Source organism: Streptomyces sp. NPDC054786 (assembly GCF_053611685.1).
In genome coordinates this window covers 1-21,083 of sequence record NZ_JBSHAW010000048.1, presented here as the reverse complement: position 1 = coordinate 21,083, position 21,083 = coordinate 1, and the positions used below count along the sequence as shown (strand labels likewise).

The window sequence follows — 21,083 nt, the reverse complement described above, 5'->3', positions numbered from 1 at the left end:
TGCTAGAGGCAACTAACGCCAGGGTAATCGCTGTCGATCAACATCTCCAAGTCGGACGGTGACGTACGGAGGGCCCCCGGCTGCCGCGCGGCGGAGCCGGCCTTGCGGTCTCAGGCCACCGCCCCGCAGGCCCGTCCCGCACGCGCGTCCGGAATCGTCGCCCCGAATATCGCCAACAAGGTCGCCGACCTGGGAACAGCGACGGATAATGCTCGCTCGCGCACGGGGCGCCGATGCCCTGCGGATCTCGCTCTCCCTGCGGGTCCGTCCCGTGTCGAGAGATGATGGAAAGCAACGGAAGCACAGCGAGAACCGGCCGATGTACGGAGAGCGCCACGGCTGTCGGTCTGCGGTGACCGGCGGAAGGAGTGCCTGGATGGGTGCGACCGACGCGTTCCCCGAGGGTGCCGCCCCGGTCGGGGCCACACCGGGGCAGCCCGGCGGCCTGCTCGATGTACTGGGCGTGGCCGCCGTGATGCTGGACGCGGAGGGGCGGATCACCCTGTGGAGCCCCCAGGCGGAGCAACTCTTCGGCTGGAGCGCGGAGGAGGCGCTCGGCCGGCCCGCGGCGCAGCTGCTGGTCGGACCGGAACACTTCGATCTGGTGCTGAGTCTCTTCTCCCAGGTCATGGCGGGCGGCGAGAGCTGGGCGGGGGTCTTCCCGGTCCAGCACAAGGACGGCAGCACCCGGCTCGTCGAATTCCGCAATATGCGGCTGCTGGACGAGCGCGGTGAGTCCTACGCCCTGGGCATCGCCACCGACCAGGCCGTGCTGCGGCGGGTCGAGCGAGATCTGGCGCTGTCCGTACGCCTCGTCGCCCAGTCACCGATCGGCCTGGCGGTCCTCGACACATCGCTGCGCTTCGTCATGGTCAATCCGGCGCTGGAACGCATCAACGAGCTGCCCGCCGACCAGCACCTCGGTCACGATGTCCGGGAAGCGCTGTCCTTCCTGGACGCCGACGCCATCGTCGCCGGCATGCGCGAGGTTCTCGACACCGGAACCCCGCTGCTCGACCAGTTCACCCTCGGCCGCACCGCTTCCGATCCGCACGCCGACCGCGCCTGGTCGGTGTCGTACTACCGGCTGGAGGACGCCCACGGCCGGGTGCTGGGGCTGGCCACGTCGGTCGTGGACATCACCGAGCAGCACCGCGCCGCCACCGAGGCCGCCCGCGCCCGCAGGCGGCTGGCCGTCATCGCCGACGCCTCCGCAACCGTCGGTACCACCCTCGACGTCGACCAGACCGCCCATGAACTGGCCGACGTCATCGTGCCCGAACTGGCGGACCTGGCCGCGGTCGACGTCCTCGATGCCGTGCTCGACGGCCGGCGCCCGACCTCGCTCTCCCGCGGCGGCCCGGCCCGCTTCCGGGCGCTCGCCGTGTCCACGGCCTACTCCACCGAGGCCGTCCGCGCCGCCGACCCCACCGGCCAGATCGCCTCCTATGAAGCAGACCGGCTGATCACTCGCTGTGTGACCGAAGCCCGTCCGGTGCGTATCCCTCACGTGGGCCCGGACGATCTGGAGCACATCGCCGCGGACCCGCAGGGCGCCGCTCTCCTGGGAAAGGCCGGGCTGCACTCCTATCTGGCCGTCCCGCTCATCGCCCGCGGCGAGGTCCTCGGCGCGCTGTCGCTGTACCGCGTCCGCAACCCGGAGCCGTTCGACGAGGACGATGCGGTGCTCGCGGTCGAGCTGGCCGCGCGGGCAGCGGTCTGCATCGACAACGCCCGCTCCTACCAGAGCGAACGCCGCACCGCGCTCACCCTCCAGCGCCATCTGATGAACCACCGGCCGCCGCAGCCCACGGCCATGGAGATCGCCTACCGCTACCAGCCCGCCCAGGCGGCCAGTGAGGTCGGCGGAGACTGGTTCGATGCCATCCCGGTGACCGGCGACAAGACCGCCCTGGTGGTCGGCGACGTCATGGGCAGCGGCATCAACGCCGCCGCCACCATGGGCCAGTTGCGCACCACCACCCGCGCGCTGGCCGACCTCGACCTCGACCCGGCCGAGGTGCTGCGCCACCTCGATCACATCGCCGTCGGTCTCGATCCGGCCTTCGCCACCTGCCTGTACGCCGTGTACGACCCGCACCGCGCCCTGTGCCGGGTCGCCGTCGCCGGGCATCTGCCCCCCATCGTTGTACGCCCGGACCGCGCGCCCGAGCTGCTCGATCTGCCCACCGGCGCACCGCTCGGCGTCGGGGGCGTCCCCTTCGAGCAGACCACGGTTCCGCTCCGCGACGGCGATCTGCTGGTGCTCTACACCGACGGTCTGATCGAAACCCGGGACCAGCCCATCGACGCCCGCCTGGACGACCTCCTGGAGCTGCTGAGGGAGCCCGAGCAGGATCTGGAGGACCTCTGCGACCGCCTCCTGGGCGCGCTGCGCGATGAGCACGACCACGACGATGTCGCGCTGCTCATCGCCCGTGTGCACGCGCACGAGGACTGACCGCACCGGCAGCGGGTTTCGGCGGAACCGCAACGGATTCGGCGGTGTCCCTGTCGGATGCCGCATCGCCCTTCCGGCCGCGAAATCCGCTACTCATCCGCGATTTTGTCGCGGATAAGCGTTCCAGTGGCCCGATATCGCTACGGATTTCGTTGTCTCAGGGCCTTAACGAGACCTTGACGTGGGTCGCCGGCAGGGGTTTTATTCGGTCACCAAAGCGGGACCTGCGGATGTCCGGGTTCAGAGCGCTTTGCGGCGTTCCTCCTCCAGGGCGCCGCCCCCTCCTGCCGCCAGCACCGATGGGATACGGATACCGATATGCCCTACACGCCTGTTGCCTCCGCAGCTCCTGAGCGGGACACCCGCAGTGCGACGGAGGGGGATGCCCCCGGCGCCCCCAAACTCACCAGGTCGATCGGTGTGGTCGGCGGCACCCTGCTCACGCTGTCCTGCCTGACCCCGGCGTCCTCGCTCTTCGTGATCGTGCCGGACTCGTTCGCCAGCCTGGGCACGGGCACCGCGCTGACCATCGCCGTCGCGGCACTGCTGTGTATCGGGGTGGCCTTCACCTACTCCGAGCTCGGCACGCTGATACCGAGCTCCGGTGGCGAGTACGCCATGGTCGGCACGCTCATGGGGCGCCTCGCCGGGTGGCTGGTGTTCATCCTCTCGCTGATCGTCGTCATGATCGTGCCGCCCATCATCGCCCTGGGCACGGCCGACTATCTGGCCCCGATCGTGCATCTGGATCCGCAGTGGACCGCCGCCGGTGTGATGCTGCTGGCCACCGCCATGGGCCTGCTCGATCTGCGCGCCAACGCCTGGATCACCGGCATCTTCCTGGTGCTGGAGGTCGTGGCCTGCGCGGTCGTCGCTTTCCTCGGCTTCACCCACACCCAGCGGTCCGCGTCCGTCCTCGTCCACCCCGTCATCGACGCCGGGCACGGCCACAGCACCGCGGTCACCGCGGGACTCATCGTGGCCGGACTGGCCACCGCGCTCTTCATCCTGCAGGGCTTCTCCACTGCCGTGTACCTCGCCGAGGAGATGGAGAACCCCCGCCGCAACGTCTCCCGTACGGTGCTGTGGACCCTCGGCATCGGCGCGGCGGTCGTCCTGATCCCGGTGGTCGCGATCACCCTCGGCGCCCCCGACCTGAAGACCCTCGGTGCCGGTGATGTCGCCGGCATGGTGCGGGACTGGAGCAACTCGGGTGTCGGCGCGTTCGTCAGCCTGTGTATCGCTCTGGCGATCATCAACGCGGCGATCGTGATGGTGATCCAGAACTCCCGTGTGGTGTTCTCCTCGGCGCGTGACGCGGCCTGGCCGACGGCGGTCAACCGCGTCTTCTCGCACGTCGGCCGGCGCTTCGGCTCCCCCTGGGCGGCCACCCTCGCGGTGGGTGTCCCCGGGGCGGCCCTGTGCTTCGTCAACCTCGACACCCTGAGCGAGGTCACCGGCGTGGCCGTCGCCGCGATGTATGTCTTCGTCGCCCTGGGCGCCCTGGTCTCGCGCCGTGGCGAGCACAAGCACCGGCTGGCCTGGCGGATGCCGCTGTGGCCGGCCGTCCCGGCGCTGCTGATCGTGGTGCTGGCCTGGGTGCTCTACCAGCAGAGCACGACGAGTCTGGTCGTCACCGGCGTCATCGTGGCCGTCGCCGCGCTGTACTGGGTGTGCTATCTCCGCCCGCGCCAGGAGACGCACTGGGTGATCTCGGTTCCCGAGGATGAGCAGGCTCCCGTCGAGGCGCCGTCCGCGGCCTCGCTGCCTGCGTAGGGCCCTGAAGGCCCCAGAACCGCCCGCCCGGGCCTGTTACTCGGGCGGGCTTTCTGCTTTTACTGACCGGCGAGCCGGGAGAGCGCGAGCGCGTCCAGCAGAAGGCAAACGTGGTCGACGGCGTCCCGCCCGGCCGGGCCCTCGGCCACCGGCGCGTCGTCGAGCAGCCCGGCGGTCGCCTGCAGCAGCTTCAGCAGCCGCTCGTTCGCGTCGGCCGCCGTTTCCGCGTGCGCCAGGACGGACCGGAGCTGCTCGCCCGTGAGCGGCTGACCGGTTTCGAGGAAGCGGAACAGCGCGACGGCGGCTCGGCGGTCGGCGTCGTTCGGCTTCCACAGTCCGAGCGCGTGGTGGTCGATCAGCGCGGCCGCCTCGGCTCGGATCTCCTCGGGAACATGCATGCCCACGAACGTCTCATACCGTTGCGCCGGGCCGAATCACGGCATAGGGGACCGCGGGACAGCCCGCGGGCCGGCTCCGGGCCCCGGCGAGACCGGCTGACCAGGCATGTTGTGTCGGCGTCGGGCTCACCCGACCGGCACAGGCCCGTCAGGCAAGCGGCCGGGCCTGTGGGAAGAGTTACATGCACCCTTCCCGCCTTGGGCGATTTGTTCCCGGTGACGTGGCGCGATGTGGCCGCCGGGTATGTCCCCTTCGTTAAAGAGGTTCGCATATGCGTAGCAGTAAAACCTTACCCGGAGGTCTTCCCGCCCTCTGGCGCCCGGCCGCCGATCACGGGACGATCCTCGGACAGCCCGTGGAATCGCCCGGCGCAGCGCGGGCCCTGACTGCTGCTGCGCTCCGCATCGCGCGGCTCGCCCACCGTATGCGGGAGGTGTAGAAAGAGGACATGGCCGGACGCTACGGCCGCCCGCGTTCGGTTCTCAGGATGCGAACTGTCGCAGGTCAGGTCTTTCTCCTGCAGGTGGCGATCGTGGTGTTGCTCGTCGCCGCCGCCATCGCGGCGCTCGTGCTGCAGTCCAGGGCCGACGGAGACCGCGAAGCCCGCAACAGGTCCGTCGCCGTGGCGGAGGCCTTCGCAAATGCGCCGGGCATCGATACGGCCCTGAAGAGCGCCCATCCGACCTTGGTGCTGCAGCCGCTGACGGAGGCCGCCCGTAAGCGCTCCGAGGTCGACTTCATCGTCGTGATGAACACCCAGGGCATCCGCTACACCCACCCGATCCCCAACCGGATCGGCAAGAAGTTCGTCGGCACCCTGCAGCCGGCGCTGGCCGGCCATGTGGTCACCGAGAAGATCACCGGCACCATCGGGCCGCTCGTCCAGGCCGTGGTGCCGGTCTTCGGCCATAGCGGCAAGGACAAGGGAAAGGTCATCGGGCTGGTCTCGGCCGGTATCACCGTCAACCGGGTGAGCGGTGTCGTCGACGACCAGTTCCCGCTGCTGTTCGGCGCCGCCGCCGGCGTCCTCCTCCTCACCACCAGCGGTACGGCGCTGGTGAGCCGGCGTCTGCGGCGCCAGACCCACGGTCTGGGCCCCGCCGAGATGACCCGGATGTACGAGCACCACGACGCGGTGCTGCACGCGGTACGCGAGGGCGTGATCATCGTGGGCGGCGACGGCTGTCTGCTGCTCGCCAATGACGAGGCGCGCCGGCTGCTCGACCTGCCGCCGGACGTCGAGGGACGCGCGGTCGCCGAGCTCGGACTCGACCCCGCCACCGCCCACCTGCTGGCCTCCGGCCGGGTCGTCACCGACGAGGTCCACCCGGTCGGCGAGCGGCTGCTGGCCATCAACCAGCGCTCCACCGACCAGGCCGGCGGACCGCCCGGCAGCGTCACGACGCTGCGCGACACCACCGAGCTCCGGGCACTCACCGGCCGGGCCGATGTGGCCCGCGGCCGTCTGAAGCTGCTCTACGACGCCGGTACCGAGATCGGCACCACTCTCGATGTCGTGCGCACCTGCGAGGAGCTCGCGGAGTTCGGCGCGACCCGTTTCGCCGACATCGTCACCGTCGACGTGGCCGAGGACGTGCTGATCGGCGAGGAACCGACGGCCCCCACGGGCGCGGCCATCGAGATGCGGCGGACGGCCACCAGCGGCGCCCCGGCGGACAGCGGCCTCTACCCCGTCGGCAAGCTGATCCGCTTCGAACCGGCCACCACCCTCGGCGCCAGCCTCAGCAGCGGCAAGGCGGCCCTCGAAGCGGATCTGGCGGCGTTCTCCGGGTGGCATCTGCAGAGTCCCGGCCGGGCCAGGAAGATCGTCGCGCACGGCATCCATTCGAGGATCGCGGTGCCGCTGCGCGCCCGCGGCGTCATCCTGGGTGTGGCGATCTTCTGGCGCTCCCACAAGCCGGAGCCGTTCGAGGACGAGGAACTCTCTCTCGCCGAGGAACTGGTCGCCCGTGCCGCGGTGAGCATCGACAACGCCCGCCGCTACACCCGCGAGCACACCATGGCGGTCACCCTGCAACGCAGCCTGCTGCCGCGCGGCCTGCCGGAGCACAACGCCGTGGAGGCCGCCTACCGCTATCTGCCCGCGCAGGCCGGTCTCGGCGGTCTCGGCGGCGTCGGCGGTGACTGGTTCGACATCATCCCGCTGCCCGGCGCCCGGGTGGCGCTCGTCGTCGGCGACGTCGTGGGGCACGGTCTGCATGCGGCCGCCACCATGGGCCGGCTGCGCACCGCCGTCCACAACTTCGCCAACCTGGACCTGCCGCCCGACGAGATCCTCTGGCACCTCGACGAACTCGTCACCCGCATCGACCAGGACGAGGGCGCCGAGGAGGCCGAAGGCTCGGTCACCGGAGCCACCTGCCTCTACGCGATCTACGACCCGGCGTCAGGGAACTGCACCATGGCGCGCGCCGGGCACGTCCAGCCCATGCTGCTGCTGCCGGACGGCACCGCCGAGGTCGCCGATGTGCCCGGCGGCCCGCCCCTCGGCCTGGGCGGCTTGCCGTTCGAGACCTGGCAGCGGCAACTGCCCGAGGAGACCCGTCTGGTGCTCTTCACCGACGGGCTCGTCGAGGACCGGAACCGGGACCTCGACGAGGGCATGGCGCTGCTGAGCCGTACGCTGTCCGACCACCCCGGCCGGACACCGGACGAGACCTGCGAGGCGGTGCTCGGGGCGCTGTTGCCGGAGCGCCCCAGTGATGACATCGCGCTGCTCGTTGCGCGCACCCGGGTGCTGGACACCGCGCATGTCGCCGACTGGGACGTGCCGCCCGATCCCTCGGCCGTGGGCCAGATACGGGCCGCGGCGGTCCACAAGCTGATCGAATGGGGCCTGGCGGAGGAAGCGTTCACCGCCGAACTGATCCTCAGCGAGCTGGTCACCAACTCCATCCGGTACGCCGCGGGACCCATCCGCGTACGGCTGATCCGTGACACCACCCTGATCTGCGAGGTCTCCGACCGCAGCAGCACCTCGCCGCATCTGCGGCAGGCCGCCACGACGGACGAGGGCGGCCGCGGCCTCTTCCTGGTAGCCCAGCTCGCCGAACGCTGGGGGACCCGCTACACGGCCAGTGGCAAGGTCATCTGGACGGAGCAGGCGCTCACCGGGACCGATCTGGTCGCGGAGGAGACCGACGGAGAAGATGCTTGAGGGACGGAATGAGGCCGGGGGCCCCGTGTCACGAGGAGGCCGTGATGGATTACCCGCTGCTCAACGCATTCACGGAAGAGGAGTTCCAGAAGGCCAAGGCGAAGATTCTCGCCTGACCGCGGAGACCACCACGCGTGGCCGCCGCTGCTGCTGCCTCGACTGCTAACCTCGAATTGCGCGAAACGCGCAACTTGCCGGGCATTCCTCGTGGACGCCCGGCAGGTGACGGCAGACAGAGGCGGGCAGTGAAGTGACCAGTGGGGAACGCTCGGCCACCCGGCGCCGACGGGAGCGGATGGTGGAGCTGCTCGGCGCCGGCGACATCAGCGTGCACGATCTCGCCGCCGAGTTCGACGTCTCGCTGTCCACCGTCCGCCGAGACCTCGCCACCCTGGCGGCGCTCGGCCGGATCACCCGCACCTACGGCGGCGCGGTCGACCACCGGGCGGTGGAGCGCTCCTGGCACGACAAGGAACGCGAACAGCGGGGCGAGAAGGACGCCATCGCCCGCACCGCCGCCGCGCTGGTCCTTAGCGGCGATGTCGTGCTCCTCGACGCGGGCACCACCGTCGCCCGGCTGGCACACGAGCTGCGGGACCGTGGCGACGTCACGGTCGTCACCAACGGCCTGTCCACGCTCGTCGAGCTGGCGGACGCGGAGGTGGAGGTCGTGGTGCTCGGCGGCCGGCTGCGGCGCCCCAACGAGTCGCTGCTGGGCACCCGGACCGAACAGGCGCTGCGCCGGCTCACCCCGGACATCGCCTTCCTCGGCGTCGACGGTCTCGACCCCCGCCGTGGCATCAACTGCCCCGACCCCGAACAGGCCGCGCTGAAGGAGACGATGGCCGAGTGCGCCCGTGCCGCCTGGGTGCTCGCCGACCACTCCAAGCTCGGCGGGGGAGGGGGCTTCCCCTACTGGGCGGCGATGCCGGCGGGTACGGGCCTGATCTCCGGGGGCGACGAGCGGGAGCTGGCCGCGTTCGCGGATGCGGGGTGGTCGGTGCACCCCGCCGTGGACGGTGTCCCGGCTCCTGTCGAGAGCGCCTGATGGCACACCTCTTGACAGCCCGTTCGGCGAGTGGCCACTCTGAATTGCGTGAACCGCGCAATCAATAATGCGTGGTCCGGTCACTTCGGGGTCAACGGCGGCACCGGAGCCGACAGGAGGAGACCTCGTGGCCCAGGTGCTCGTCATCGCCGACGACCTCACCGGCAGCAATGCCACCGGCGCGCTCTACGCGCGACTGGGCCTGCGGGCCGTCACCGTCGGCGCGCTCGCCCAAGTGGAGCGCTACGCGGACCGGGTGGACGTCCTCGTCGTGAACACCGCGTCACGCCACTGGCCCCCGGCCCGCGCTTACGCGGCCGTCCGGGACGCCGCCGGGACCGCGGGCGACGCGCCCCTGATCGTCAAGCGCGTCGACACCACTCTGCGCGGCAACCCGGGCAGCGAACTCGACGCGCTGGTGGATGTCCTGGCCGCCCGTGAGCCCTCGGCCAGGATCCGGACGCTGGCCGTCCCCGCCTTCCCCGACGCCGGCCGGAGCACGGTCGGCGGACTGCATCTCGTCGACGGCGTCCCGCTGACCCGTACGGCCGTGGCAAACGACCCGTTCGACCCCGTCCGGCACTCCCGGGTCGCGGCCGTGCTCGGCGCACAGAGCAGGCGCAGCACGGACGAACTCGCCCTGGACGTGGTGGAGCGGGGCCCCGACGCGGTGGCCGCTGCGCTGCGGGAGAGCCCGGCCGAGATCGTGGTCTGCGACGCCACCGAGAACGCACATCTGCGGACGGTCGCGGTGGCCGCCGCCCGCCTCGCCGTCGCGGACGGGATCCGCTGGGTCGCGCTCGACTCGGGCCCGTTCGGCGCCGCCCTCGCCGACGAGCTGGGCCTGCGGCCCGCAGGCGGCCCACCCGCCCGCATCCTGGCGGTCGTCGGCAGCGTCACCGACCGCACCCGCACGCAGCTCACCCGCACGGAAACCGCCCTCGGCGCCCGCTGGGCCGACCTCGACCCCGCCGCGCCCGACCCCGCCGCGGTGCTGGCGGAGTTGCGCGCGGCGGCGGAGGAGGGCGCCACGGTGCTCGGCGTCCGGGTGGCCCCCGAACCGCCGGCCACCGCCACCGGATCCGCTCCCGTGCCCGCTCCCGACGCCGCCGCCCGCATCCTGCGCGCACTCGCCGAGATCGCCCGCCGCGCGGTCATCGAGCTGTGCCCCGGGGGCCTGTACGCCTCGGGCGGCGATGTCGCCGCCGCGGTCACCTCGGCACTGGGAGCCGACGGCTTCGCCATCGAGACCGAGGTGCTGCCGCTCGCCATCGCCGGACATCTGGTCGGCGGTCCCCACGACGGACTGCTCTTCGCCACGAAGGGCGGCCTGATCGGCGGCCCCGACGCCGCCCGCGACTGCCTGGAACACCTGCGGGCGGCCTGCACCCGGCACACCCTCGGCCCCACCCTGAGCACGACCTGAGCACGACCTGAACACCGCACCCCGAAAGGCGATCCCATGACCCACCCTCAGCAGGCGACCGGCCACCGGACGGCCTCCGACGGCCCGCTGCCGCTCCTCGCCGTCACGCTCGGCGATCCCGTCGGAATCGGTCCCGAGATCACCGCCCGCACCCTCGCCGACCCGGCGACCACCGCCCTCGGCCGTGGACTCGCCGTCGGCGACGCCGCCGTACTGCGCCGCGCGGTCGCCGTCTGCGGTCTGGATGTCGAGGTCAACGCGGTCGGCACGCCCGGTGAGGCACGCTTCGAGCCCGGCACCATCGACGTGCTCGACCTCGGGATCGCCCCCGCAGACCTCCCCTGGGGCACGGTCGACGCGGTGGCGGGCCGTTCCGCCGTGGCCGCGATCGAGGCCGCCACCCGCGCCGCGTTGGCCGGCGAGGTCGACGGCATCGTCACCTCGCCGATCAACAAGGAGGCGATCTGGGCGGCCGGTTCGCAGCACCTGGGCCACACCGAGATGCTCGGCGAACTCACCGGCGCCGCACACTTCGACACCATGTTCGTGGTCCGCGGCCTCAAGATCTTCTTCACCACCCGCCATGTCTCCCTGCGCAAGGCGCTCGACCAGATCACCGAGGAGCGGGTCGCATCGAGCATCCGGCACGCCGCCACCGCACTGCGCGTCTTCGGCCATGACGAGCCCCGGCTGGCCGTCGCCGCGATCAATCCGCACGGCGGCGAGGGCGGCCACTTCGGCGACGAGGAGATCACCGTGCTGCGTCCGGCAGTCGAGAAGGCGGCCGCCGAGGGCCTCGGGGCCGTCGGACCGATCCCCGCCGACTCGGTCTTCCACCAGGGCCTCGAAGGCCGCTTCGACGGAGTGCTGTCCCACTTCCACGACCAGGGCCATATCCCGGCCAAGACCGTCGACTTCGACGGCACCGTGTCCGTCACGGTGGGCCTGCCGATCCTGCGCACCTCCGTCGACCACGGCACCGCGTTCGACATCGCCGGCAGCGGCCGCGCCTCACACGGCACGATGGCCGCGGCCTTCCGTGCCGCCGCGGGCTTCAGCCGCTTCACCGACCGGATCCGGGCCGCGTACGGAACGGCGGTCGCCCAGTGACGGACACCGGCCCGCAGCCGATCCCGCAGTCGCCGCCCGCGAACCCCGCCAAGCGCTGGGCGTATGTCATCCCGGTCGCCGCGATCATGTACATGCTGGCGTATCTCGACCGGAACAACGTCTCCGTCATCCTCCCCTACATGCACGGCGATCTGGAGCTGTCCAACGCCGACAAGGGGCTGGTCGGCGGCGTCTTCTTCCTCGGCTATGTCTTCCTGCAGATCCCGGCCGCGATCCTCGCCCAGCGCTGGAGCGCCCGTAAGACCGTGCTCCTCCTGATGGTGGCGTGGGGGGTGGCCGCGTCGCTCTCCGGCCTCGTGCACACCAAGTCGCAGTTCTACGTGGCCCGTTTCGTGCTGGGCCTCTTCGAGGGCGGTGTCTGGCCCGCCGTACTCATCCTGCTCGCGTCGTGGTTCCCGCTGCGTGAGCGGGCCCGGGCCAACGCCCTGTGGATGGCCTGTCTGCCGCTCTCCTCGGTGCTGATGGCGCCGCTGTCGGGGTGGATGCTCGACCACGGGAGCTGGCGCTGGGTACTGGTGCTGCAGGGCGTCCCGCCTCTGCTGTGGGCGGTGGTCTGGTGGTTCGCGGTCGCCGACCGGCCCGCGCAGGCCCGGTGGATATCCCGCGCCGAAGCCGACCACGTGGAGCGCGCGATCGCCGCCGACGAAGCCGCCAAACCGTCGGCGGGCAGCGGCTCGTACCTCGACGCGGTCAAGCAGAAGCCGGTACTCGTCCTCATCGGCGTCTACTTCTTCTGGATCACCGGCTTCTACGGCTTCAACCTGTGGCTGCCGTCGGTCATCAAGGAGCTGACACACAACGGATCGTCCACCGAGGTCGGACTGCTCACCGCGATCCCGTTCACCGTCGCACTGGCCGTGATGATCGCCAACGCCGCCTGGTCCGACCGCACCGGCAGACGACGCCAAGCGGTGGCCGTCCCGCTCGTGGTGGGCATCGCCGCACTGCTGCTGGGACAGGCCGTGGACGGCGCCCTGCCCCGGATGCTGCTGCTGTGTGTGACGGCCGCCGCGGTCTACGCACCGTACGGACCGTTCTGGGCGATCCCCGGCCAGCTGCTGCGCTTCGAGGTGGTGGCCGTCGCCATGGGGCTGATCAACGCCCTCGGAAACCTCGGCGGCTTCGCCGGCCCCTACCTGGTCGGCTGGCTGACCGACGCCACCGGATCCAGCGTGACCGGCTTCGCGGTGCTGTCCGCCTTCCTCGCCGTGGCCGTGGCACTGGTGACCCTGGGCCTGCGCCCGAGCGTGCGCCCCGTACGCCAGGTGGCCGGACAGGTTCCGGAGAAAGCCTGAGCGACTGTCTATTGACGCTCCATCAATTCGGGCCGTGGCCCGGCCCGTCGCGGACGACGCCCCCACGCCGAGAGCATCGGCGTGGGGGCGGTCGGGCCGAGCCGACCGGTGGCGACATGCGGCCCCGGTCGCCGCTTTTGACGCTCGGTCATATTGGTATGACTATTCCCGCCGACGGCCCTCACCTCGAACGGACGACACCTGTACGGCAATTCTCGGAAGTCCGGTCCGCGCCGGGGTCGGCGCCCGCTCCTCCCGGTGCCGGGCGTCCGAGCCGACGGTGAACCAGCCGCCCGCGCCCGGGCGTTGGGCGTGACGGAGGTCGCGCCGGAAGGGCCGCTCGATGCTGTGGTGGCCGGGTGTGTTCTTCGCGCAAACCTGGTGGCCGGTTACTCCGACTCGCGCAATTAACGATGAGTCAGGTTTTGGGAGGTTCTGTGAAGGTGATTCCTGAAAAGGTCGATATACCCCCTTGATCCTCCTGAGGAGCAGACATGCGCATCCGCGCCGCGATCGCAGCTACCGCCCTTGCCACCACTATCGTCATGGGCGGTGCGAGCGCCGCCCTGGCTCACGGTAAGGACCACAAGGACCGCCACCACCACGGCCACTACGGCTCCTGCTGGCTCTCCGCGGGTGTCCTCGACCACGTCGGCCCGGTCTTCAACGAGGGCTGCGAGAACGGCAGCTGGGGCGGCGGCCACCGGAGGTAATCCAGACAGCTCTCCAGCCGGTGCCGGCCGATACGACCACAGGTCCGTTCGGCCGGCACCGGCTGTGTGTGCGGAGCGCCCGGGATCCGGCCTCGGCCGGCCGTTCCCGGGGCTCTCCGTCAGCTGTTGAGGAAGGCCAGCAGGTCGGCGTTGAAGTCTTCCTTGTACTTGCCGACCGCCGAGAGGCCGTGCGGCGCACCCGGGTAGACCTTGAGTGTGGCGTCCTTCACCAAGGTCACCGACTTCTGGCCGGCGGCCACGAGGGGCACGATCTGGTCGTCGTCGCCGTGGATGATGAGGGTGGGGACATCGAACCGCTTGAGGTCCTCGGTGAAATCGGTCTCCGAGAACTGCTTGATGCAGTCGTACGCCCCCTTGAGCCCCATCTGCATGCTCCAGAGCCAGAACGCGTCGCGGACCCCCTGGGAGACGGTGGAACCGGGCCGGTTGGCACCGTAGAAGCTGGCGCTGAGGTCCTTGTAGAACTGCGAGCGGTCGGCGGCGACACCGGCGCGAATCTCGTCGAAGACCTCGATGGGCAGCCCCTCCGGGTTGGCCCCGGTCTTGAGCATCAGCGGCGGGACGGCGCCGAGCAGGACCGCCTTGGCCACCCGGTCGGTGCCATGACGGCCGATGTAGCGGGCCACTTCACCGCCACCCGTGGAGTGCCCGACCAGCACCGCGTCCCGCAGGTCCAGGGTCTCCATCAGCTGTGCCAGGTCGTCCGCGTAGGTGTCCATGTCGTTGCCGTGCCACGGCTGGCTGGAGCGGCCGTGTCCGCGGCGGTCGTGCGCGACCGCCCGGAACCCGTGGGAGGCAACCAAGAACAGCTGGTCGTCCCAGGCGTCGGCGCTCAGCGGCCAGCCGTGGCTGAACACGACGGGTTGGCCGGTTCCCCAGTCCTTGTAGTAGATCTCCGTGTCGTCGGTCGTGGTGATGGTGCCCATGATGTGGTCGGTCCTTTCCTGTCGTTCACCGGCGTACGAGACGTGGCCGCGGGGGCCGGGAGGGGCCGTCCCGGGGCGGTCAGCAGCGGTCCGCCGGCCGGCCGGCGCCCCGACGCCTGCGGGCACTCGCGACGAGCCCTGCGCCGGCGAGCACGGTCAGACCGGCCATCGTGCCGAAGCCCATGAACACCAGAGGCTTGGTTCCCGTCGCGGCCAGGGCGGGTGTCGCGGCCGACCGGGCGGTGGCGGCGTCCAGGATGAGATCGGTGACCGCGCCCGGATGGGAGATCATGGCGACATGCGAGGAGTCGACCTCGACGGTGTGGGCGCCGGCGCGGCGGGCCTCGAAGCGCTCCAGGTCCGGGGCGATGGATCTGTCCTCGGTGGCGACCAGCGCCCATGAGGGGATGGTCCTCCAGGCGGCCGCCGTGGCTTTGTCGGTGAACGCCGAGGCGGAGAGGGGGCGTTGGGCGGCGGCCATCACCCGTGTCGTGGCGACGGGGAGGTCCGCGGCGAATACCCGGTGGAACCGGGCGGGCTGCAGATACAGATCGGTCCCGCCGCTGCCGTCGGCATTCCGGAACGGCACGCGCCGGAGAGCGGAGTCGAGTTCGCTGCCCCGGAACCTGGCCGCCAGCCCGCCGAGCGCCTCACCCTTGTCCGGCATGAACGCGGAGATGTACACCAGCGACTTCACCTGCGGATTGCCGGCCGCGGCGCGGCTGATCACGGCACCTCCGTAGGAGTGGCCGGCCAGCACGACCGGACCTCGGATGCTCTGGAGGACGCTGGATATATAGGCGGAGTCCTGCGGCAGACCACGGAGCGGATTGGCCGGCGCGACGACGGTGTACCCGGAGCGCTGCAGCCGCTCGGCCACCTGGTTCCAGCCGGAGGCGTCGGCGAACGCACCATGCACCAGCACCACGGTGGGCTTGGTTCCGGTCCGTTCGCCCGGCCCGGGGGCACCGCCGTCGGCGACGGCCGGCGCGGCGGCGGCGAACACCGCGGTGAGCAGGACGGTGACGAGGTACCCACCACAAAGGCGGCTCATTAGGCCCGGGGCGGACGGTGCGGCCATGCGACTCTCACTTCTCCGCCTCGACGGGAGGCTGCTGGATCGGGGATTGCTGGGTCTCAGCGTTCCCGGCCTCGGCCGGAAGAGCGTGTCGTGAGAGGCAGCGGAGTGAAGGCGGGCGGCCATCCGAGTGGTGAGCGGCTCCGCGGTGCATCCCGGCCGCTTCGCGCACGCACCGTCGCGCCGGGCCGGGCAGCGCGGACCGGCACCGTCCACGAGGCCACGTCCCCCGGCACGGTGCTCCGTGCACGGGGCGACCGCAGCAACGGCCCGCCTGCCGCTCAACGAGGCGCTCTGGACGGGCACGACGCGGTGCCTTAGCGTCACAAACCGGCCGTGCACCACCGTCCGAGCCCGATTCCGCCCAGGGAAGCCGAGGACGCGTTGTGACCACTCTCCCTCAGCCGCCCGACATCCTGTCACCGGAGTTCGCGGCGGACCCATACCCCGCGTACCGCATCCTGCGTGAGCACTACCCGCTGTTCCACGACAAGGGCACCGACAGCTATCTGCTCTCGCGGTACGAGGACGTGGCACGGGCCTTCCGCGAGCCGGTGTTCACCACCGACAACTACGAGTGGCAGCTCGAACCGGCGCACGGCGGCCGCACCCTCCCCCAGATGAGCGGCCGCGATCACTCCGTACGCCGCGCCCTGGTGGCCCCCGCCTTCCGTGGCCGGGAGCTGCGGGAGAAGTTCCTGCCGGTCATCGAGCACAACGCGAGGGAGCTGATCGACGCCTTCCGCGACGATGCCGAAGCCGATCTGGTGGGGCAGTTCGCCACCCGCTTCCCCATCAACGTGATCGTCGACATGCTCGGCCTGGACCGGGCCGACCACGACCGCTTCCACGGCTGGTACGAATCCGTCGTCGGATTCCTGTCCAACCTGGCCCAGGACCCCGAGGTCGCGGCCGCCGGCCGGCGCGCCGGTGAAGAGCTCTCCGCCTACCTGCTGCCGATCCTGGCCGCACGGCGTGCCGCGCCCGGCGACGACCTGCTCTCCACCCTCTGCACCGCGGAGGTCGAGGGCACCCGGATGAACGATCAGGACGTCACCTCGTTCGTCAGCCTGCTGTTGGCCGCCGGTGGTGAAACCACGGACAAGGCCCTCGCCACCCTGTTCCGCAACCTGCTGGCCCACCCCGACCAGTTCGCCGCCGTACGCGCGGACCGGTCGCTGATTCCCGCGGCCTTCGCCGAGACCCTGCGCTACACCCCGCCGGTCCAGATGATCATGCGCCAGCCCGATGCCGAGGTCACCCTCAGCGGCGGCACGGTCCCCGCGGGCGCCACGGTCACCTGTCTCATCGGCTCCGCGAACCGCGATGAGCGCCAGTACGCCCGGCCCGACGCCTTCAATGTCTTCCGCACCGACCTCACCTCCACCACCGCCTTCAGCGCCGCCGCCGACCATGTGGCCTTCGCCCTGGGCCGGCACTTCTGCGTAGGCGCACTCCTGGCCAAGACCGAGATAGAGGTCGGCGCCAACCAACTGCTCGACGCATTCCCCGCCATGCGCTTCGCGGACGATACGGCGCCCGCCGACGCGGGAGTGTTCACCCGGGGGCCGGCGCGCCTGCGGGTGCGGCTCAGGCCCTGGATGTGCTGTCCGCAGAGTCCCGCCCGGCCTGTCGGCGAATGACGGGACGTTGCGGCTCACTACCTCATGACGGCACGGCCCGGCGGTACTGCCTGAGGCGGGAGGTGCCTCGGGGGACCGGGCGGCATGCGGGCCCGGTCAGTCGGTGGTTGTCGGCGGCCGGCGCAGCACGTAGAGGCCGACGGTGACGGCGAGCACGATGTCGCAGGCGGCGAAGGTCAGGCCCGCGCCGCGCAGTCCGAGCGCCAGCGTGAGCGCTCCGACGCCCACGACCGGCAGGGAAATGCCCAGATAGGCAACGAGGAAGAAGGCCGAGATGGTGCCGCCCCGGTGCTCGGGTGGCGCCGCGCGGCTCACGGCGGTCAGGCCGGCGCGGAATGCCAGGCCCTGGCCGATACCGCCGCACACCGCACCGATGACCAGCACCGGCAGTGAGGTCACGGCCAGCGAGACGGCGACGAGTACGAGGCCCACCACCAGCACCAGACAGCCGCCCGGCAGGGCTTTGCGCACCCCGATCCGTTCGGTCAAGGACTGTCCGGCGGTCGACCCCAGAAACACCGTGAAGACGATGAGCCCGGCCACGGCCAGATTGCGCACGGCCAGGGTCTGGCCGACGAAGCTCGGGGCGACCGCGGTGAACAGTCCCAGGAGGGAGAATCCGGCGAACGCGGCGACGGCCGAGGGGGTGAAGACGCCCCGTACCTCGGGCGGCAGCCGAAGGCCCTGGGGCCGCAGTGTGTGCGGGCGGTGTGGATGCTCGACGGTCTCCGGCAGGAACCACGTCGCCACGGCCGCCAGGGCCACCAGCACGAGGTGCACCAGGAACGGCAGGGTCAACGGCCATGGCGCGTACTGGGCCAGCAGGCCCGACAGCAACGGGCCGCAGCCGAGACCGCCCATGTTCGCCGCGGTGGCGGCGAATCCCGCATGCGCTTCCTGCCCCGGCTTCGCGAGCTCCAGCACGGTCGCCGTGGCGGCGCCGCTGAACAACCCGGCGGCAAACCCGGACAACACCCGCCCCAGCAGGAGCATCGGCAGCCCGCCCTCGAAGATGAAGCACAGCGCGCTCGCCGCCGACAGCCCCAGCGCGCAGAACAACACCGGGCGCCGGCCCACCTCGTCGGAGACATTGCCGGCGAGGAGGAGAACCGTGATGACGCCGAGGGCGTACGCGGCGAACACCACGGTCACCATGAGCTCGGAGAATCCGAGCTGCTGCCGGTAGAGCCCGTACAGCGGGGTGGGGAGTGTCGTCCCGGCCATGCCGATCGCGAACACGCCCGCCGCCACCGGATAGCCGAGTCGCCGAGTGCCGCCCGTGCGATCGCTGATCATGGTCACAACGTAGGCTCCCGTCGGCCACGCCGTCGAGAACCACGAGTGGGACCCGCGGGCCGGGCCGTGGACCGGACGACATGGTGCCCCCGCGAGCGGCGGGGGCACCATGCTGCGCCTGGTCCGGGCGGATCAGTGCTTGGCGGTGGGCGCGTTGGCCGCCGTCACGTTCACGGCGGACCAGGCCTTGTCCACCGTCTTGTACTCGGTGCTCCCGGCGCCGTACAGGTCCTTCGCCGCATGCAGGGTCGCGGTCCGGGCGTCATGGAAGTCGGTCGTGGAGACCATGTACCGGGTGAGCGCCCGGTAGAAGATCGCCATCGCCTTGCTCCGGCCGATGCCGGTCACCTTCGAGCCCTTGTACGTGGGGGAGTCGTAGGCGACGCCACCGATCGTCTTCTTGCCGCTGCCCTCGGCGAGAAGGTAGTAGGCGTGCGAGGAGACACCGGAACCGGCGTGCACCTCGGCGTCGTAGGACGCCTTCGACCAGTAGTCGACCGTGCCTTCGAGCTTGTCGAGGGACGGCTTGTCCAGCCGGCGCAGGAACTTCTGGTCGAGGCCGAGCTTCTCGCCCATCAGGTAGTTCGGCGGGTTCTTCGGGTTGTTGGTCGAGAATTCGACCGAGCTGCCGAAGATGTCCGCCAGCGACTCGTTGAGGGAGCCGGGCTCGCCGAACTGGTTCCCCTCGGCGTCGACGCGGGTGGGCTGGAGATTGGCCGTCGCGTCGACGACGCCGTGGGTGAGCTCATGGCCGGTGACGTCCAGTACGACCAGAGGCTTGGCGAACGTCTTGCCGTCGCCGTCGCCGTAGAGCATGCAGCCGCAGTCCGAGGACCAGTAGGCGTTGCCGACCTTCTTGCCGAAGTGCACCAGGGCGTGTGCCCCGCGGCCGTCGTTCTTGATGCCCTTGCGGCCGAAGGTCTTCTTGTAGAAGTCCAGGGTGCTGGATATGCCGTACTGGGCGTCGACGGCGGCGGTCGCCCGGTTGCTCGTGGTGCCGTTGCCCCAGCGGTTGGTGGTGCTGGTGAATGCCTTGCCGGAGGTGAACTTCTCCAGCTCCTTGTCGCCGGCGTCCCGGGTCTCGGTGTTCCCGCGGGTGGAGTCCTTGAGGGTGTAGGACTTCTGCGCGGTCCGGGTGGTGGACAGCGGCACGCTGCCGACGAAGAAGGATGCGCCGGAGCCGGTGGCCGCGGACGGGAAGCCGGCGGCCCCGGCCGCCTTGTCCGCGGCGGGCGCGGCCGGAGTGACCAGGCCGGTCGCGGGGTTGAGCCGCTCGCCCCGGGCCCGCAGCTTGGCCTGGAGGGTGGGCGAGAGGAACGAGTCGTCGACCGGTGCGTTGCTGAGCACCGCTCCGGAGCCCGCGTCGATGACGACGGTACGGGCGCCGCCGGCCTCGGCGGTACGGCTGTCGGCCACCTGCACCCGGTAGGCCAGTGTGGTCCGGTTCTCGCGGGCGTCCACGACCAGTTCGGCCTCGCCGGCGTGGCCCTTCGCCACGGTGGCGGCCTTCGTCCGGGCCTCTCCGGCCGACAGCTTCGGGTCCGTGTCGGAAAGGTCGACCTGGTGACGGTAGGCCCGGGTCACGCTCTCGTACGCCGACTTGGCGGTCAGGTGGACGACGAGGTCACCGCCGAGCACCGGCAGTCCGCGGTGGGTGCGGAGGAAACGGACATGCTGACGGCCGTCCGGGTCGACGAGCGCGTCCGTGGCCTTGAGGGTGTCTTTCTTGCCGACTCCGGTGGCCGAAGCGTGGGCATACGCGGCGGCGCGGGCCGCGTCCACGGCCTTCTGGGGAGCGGAAGTTGAGGAGGAGGGTGCAGCGACCGGCGAGGCCGCGGAGCTGGCGGAGGCGCTGCCCGCCACCCCCGCAGTGAAGGTCGCGGCGGTCGTCACGGCTACGGCGATGGCCAGGCGGTGCCTGCGTATGTGGGGTCTACGCACTGCTGTGGGTCCTTAGCGCTGCGGGGGCGGTCGGCTGGCCAACCGCCCATACGCGCGGTGCTGTTGAGCACCACGGGGGCCGTGGGGCCCCGCGCAAACCCTGGTATGTCTGGCATGGGCATGTAAAGCAAAATGGTCAGGATTCAAGATTCCTGGTCGAAATTTAACAATTGGTCAGCTTTAAGTAGCCAGAAGATGACCAACGGTGCTCTACGGGAAGAGACATGGAGTGGCGCGAAATGGTTGCTCGGGAGTCGACGCGAATCGTGAGCTGCTGCAGAAGCGACCTCGTCCGCCCCGGCCGGCGGACCGGTGCGGCGCAGAACAGCGAGCTGAAGACAGTCGTTCAGGCCGACGACGACAGGGCAGCGGTCGAAGTCGCGCCGGGGGTCGTGCGTCGTCGGTTGCCGAAGACCGCGTACGCCCGGGGCCGGCTGATCGACTTCGCCCCGGGGTGCGCGGGACCGGAGGCCCGATGTGTAGGCCTCCGAGGCGCGCTCCTACCTGCTGAGCGGGAGGCGATCGAGGCGAGAGGTGCCGTGGGCCTGGCGCCTGGGTGGTGTTCGTTGCCCGGCGGCCGTCATCGTCCGCGTACGGAGAAGGGCGCGCGGATGCCGGCGATCACGGTGCGGTCGCGCTGACCGGGCGGGGCGTCGGGCTAGGGCGTGTCGTTTGGATCAGGGCGGATCAGGGAGCGGGGTCTGGTTCGTGCGATCGCAAGGAGGAGGAGGGAGTCGACGCGGAGCGTCGG

The 21,083-nt window shown here is 70.9% G+C and carries 14 protein-coding genes; 9 read left to right on the top strand and 5 right to left on the bottom strand.

Annotation, left to right across the window (positions count from 1 at the left end):
* The first annotated feature begins 376 nt into the window (after positions 1-376).
* Together ACWGI6_RS32025 and ACWGI6_RS32020 are read left to right on the top strand one after the other, a co-directional pair.
* Positions 377-2,461: a SpoIIE family protein phosphatase gene (locus tag ACWGI6_RS32025; RefSeq protein WP_453270754.1), complete on the top strand. Its 2,085-nt coding sequence runs from the start codon at positions 377-379 to the stop codon at positions 2,459-2,461.
* A 318-nt stretch (positions 2,462-2,779) separates the two neighbouring features.
* A complete protein-coding gene (locus ACWGI6_RS32020) occupies positions 2,780-4,237 on the top strand; it encodes an APC family permease (RefSeq protein ID WP_453270753.1) in 1,458 nt (485 codons plus the stop codon).
* Between the two features lie 59 nt (positions 4,238-4,296).
* Here ACWGI6_RS32020 and ACWGI6_RS32015 read toward each other — a convergent pair whose 3' ends face one another.
* Complete coding sequence (locus ACWGI6_RS32015) at positions 4,297-4,635, bottom strand: hypothetical protein (RefSeq protein ID WP_393904900.1); 339 nt, start codon at positions 4,633-4,635, stop codon at positions 4,297-4,299.
* Between the two features lie 449 nt (positions 4,636-5,084).
* Between ACWGI6_RS32015 and ACWGI6_RS32010 the strand changes: the two genes are divergently transcribed.
* The 6 genes from ACWGI6_RS32010 to ACWGI6_RS31985 all read left to right on the top strand — a co-directional run bounded on the left by ACWGI6_RS32010 (position 5,085) and on the right by ACWGI6_RS31985 (position 13,427).
* A complete protein-coding gene (locus tag ACWGI6_RS32010; protein ID WP_453270752.1) occupies positions 5,085-7,814 on the top strand; it encodes a SpoIIE family protein phosphatase in 2,730 nt (909 codons plus the stop codon).
* 250 nt (positions 7,815-8,064) lie between these two features.
* On the top strand, positions 8,065-8,862 hold the full coding sequence (locus ACWGI6_RS32005) for a DeoR/GlpR family DNA-binding transcription regulator (RefSeq protein WP_453270751.1): 798 nt from the start codon (positions 8,065-8,067) through the stop codon (positions 8,860-8,862).
* A 127-nt stretch (positions 8,863-8,989) separates the two neighbouring features.
* A complete protein-coding gene (locus ACWGI6_RS32000) occupies positions 8,990-10,288 on the top strand; it encodes a four-carbon acid sugar kinase family protein (protein ID WP_453270750.1) in 1,299 nt (432 codons plus the stop codon).
* A gap of 36 nt (positions 10,289-10,324) precedes the next feature.
* Positions 10,325-11,398, top strand: a complete 1,074-nt coding sequence (pdxA, locus tag ACWGI6_RS31995; protein ID WP_453270749.1) for a 4-hydroxythreonine-4-phosphate dehydrogenase PdxA — start codon at positions 10,325-10,327, stop codon at positions 11,396-11,398.
* Positions 11,395-12,714, top strand: coding sequence for an MFS transporter (locus tag ACWGI6_RS31990; RefSeq protein ID WP_453270748.1), 1,320 nt, complete (start codon positions 11,395-11,397; stop codon positions 12,712-12,714). The genes pdxA and ACWGI6_RS31990 overlap by 4 nt, the downstream gene beginning before the upstream one ends.
* 494 nt (positions 12,715-13,208) lie before the next feature.
* Complete coding sequence (locus ACWGI6_RS31985; protein ID WP_453270747.1) at positions 13,209-13,427, top strand: hypothetical protein; 219 nt, start codon at positions 13,209-13,211, stop codon at positions 13,425-13,427.
* A 119-nt stretch (positions 13,428-13,546) separates the two neighbouring features.
* Here the strand turns inward: ACWGI6_RS31985 and ACWGI6_RS31980 are convergent, their stop codons facing one another.
* Together ACWGI6_RS31980 and ACWGI6_RS31975 are read right to left on the bottom strand one after the other, a co-directional pair.
* On the bottom strand, positions 13,547-14,374 hold the full coding sequence (locus tag ACWGI6_RS31980) for an alpha/beta fold hydrolase (protein WP_453270746.1): 828 nt from the start codon (positions 14,372-14,374) through the stop codon (positions 13,547-13,549).
* Between the two features lie 79 nt (positions 14,375-14,453).
* Positions 14,454-15,455 (bottom strand): alpha/beta fold hydrolase, encoded by a 1,002-nt coding sequence (locus ACWGI6_RS31975; RefSeq protein ID WP_453270745.1) that lies wholly within the window; start codon positions 15,453-15,455, stop codon positions 14,454-14,456.
* A 383-nt stretch (positions 15,456-15,838) separates the two neighbouring features.
* On the opposite strand from ACWGI6_RS31975, the gene ACWGI6_RS31970 reads away from it, so the two are divergent.
* Positions 15,839-17,095: a cytochrome P450 gene (locus ACWGI6_RS31970; protein ID WP_453270744.1), complete on the top strand. Its 1,257-nt coding sequence runs from the start codon at positions 15,839-15,841 to the stop codon at positions 17,093-17,095.
* A gap of 96 nt (positions 17,096-17,191) precedes the next feature.
* Here ACWGI6_RS31970 and ACWGI6_RS31965 read toward each other — a convergent pair whose 3' ends face one another.
* Complete coding sequence (locus ACWGI6_RS31965; protein WP_453270743.1) at positions 17,192-18,391, bottom strand: MFS transporter; 1,200 nt, start codon at positions 18,389-18,391, stop codon at positions 17,192-17,194.
* A 132-nt stretch (positions 18,392-18,523) separates the two neighbouring features.
* Positions 18,524-20,332, bottom strand: a complete 1,809-nt coding sequence (locus ACWGI6_RS31960; RefSeq protein ID WP_453270742.1) for a M4 family metallopeptidase — start codon at positions 20,330-20,332, stop codon at positions 18,524-18,526.
* Positions 20,333-21,083 lie beyond the last annotated feature (751 nt).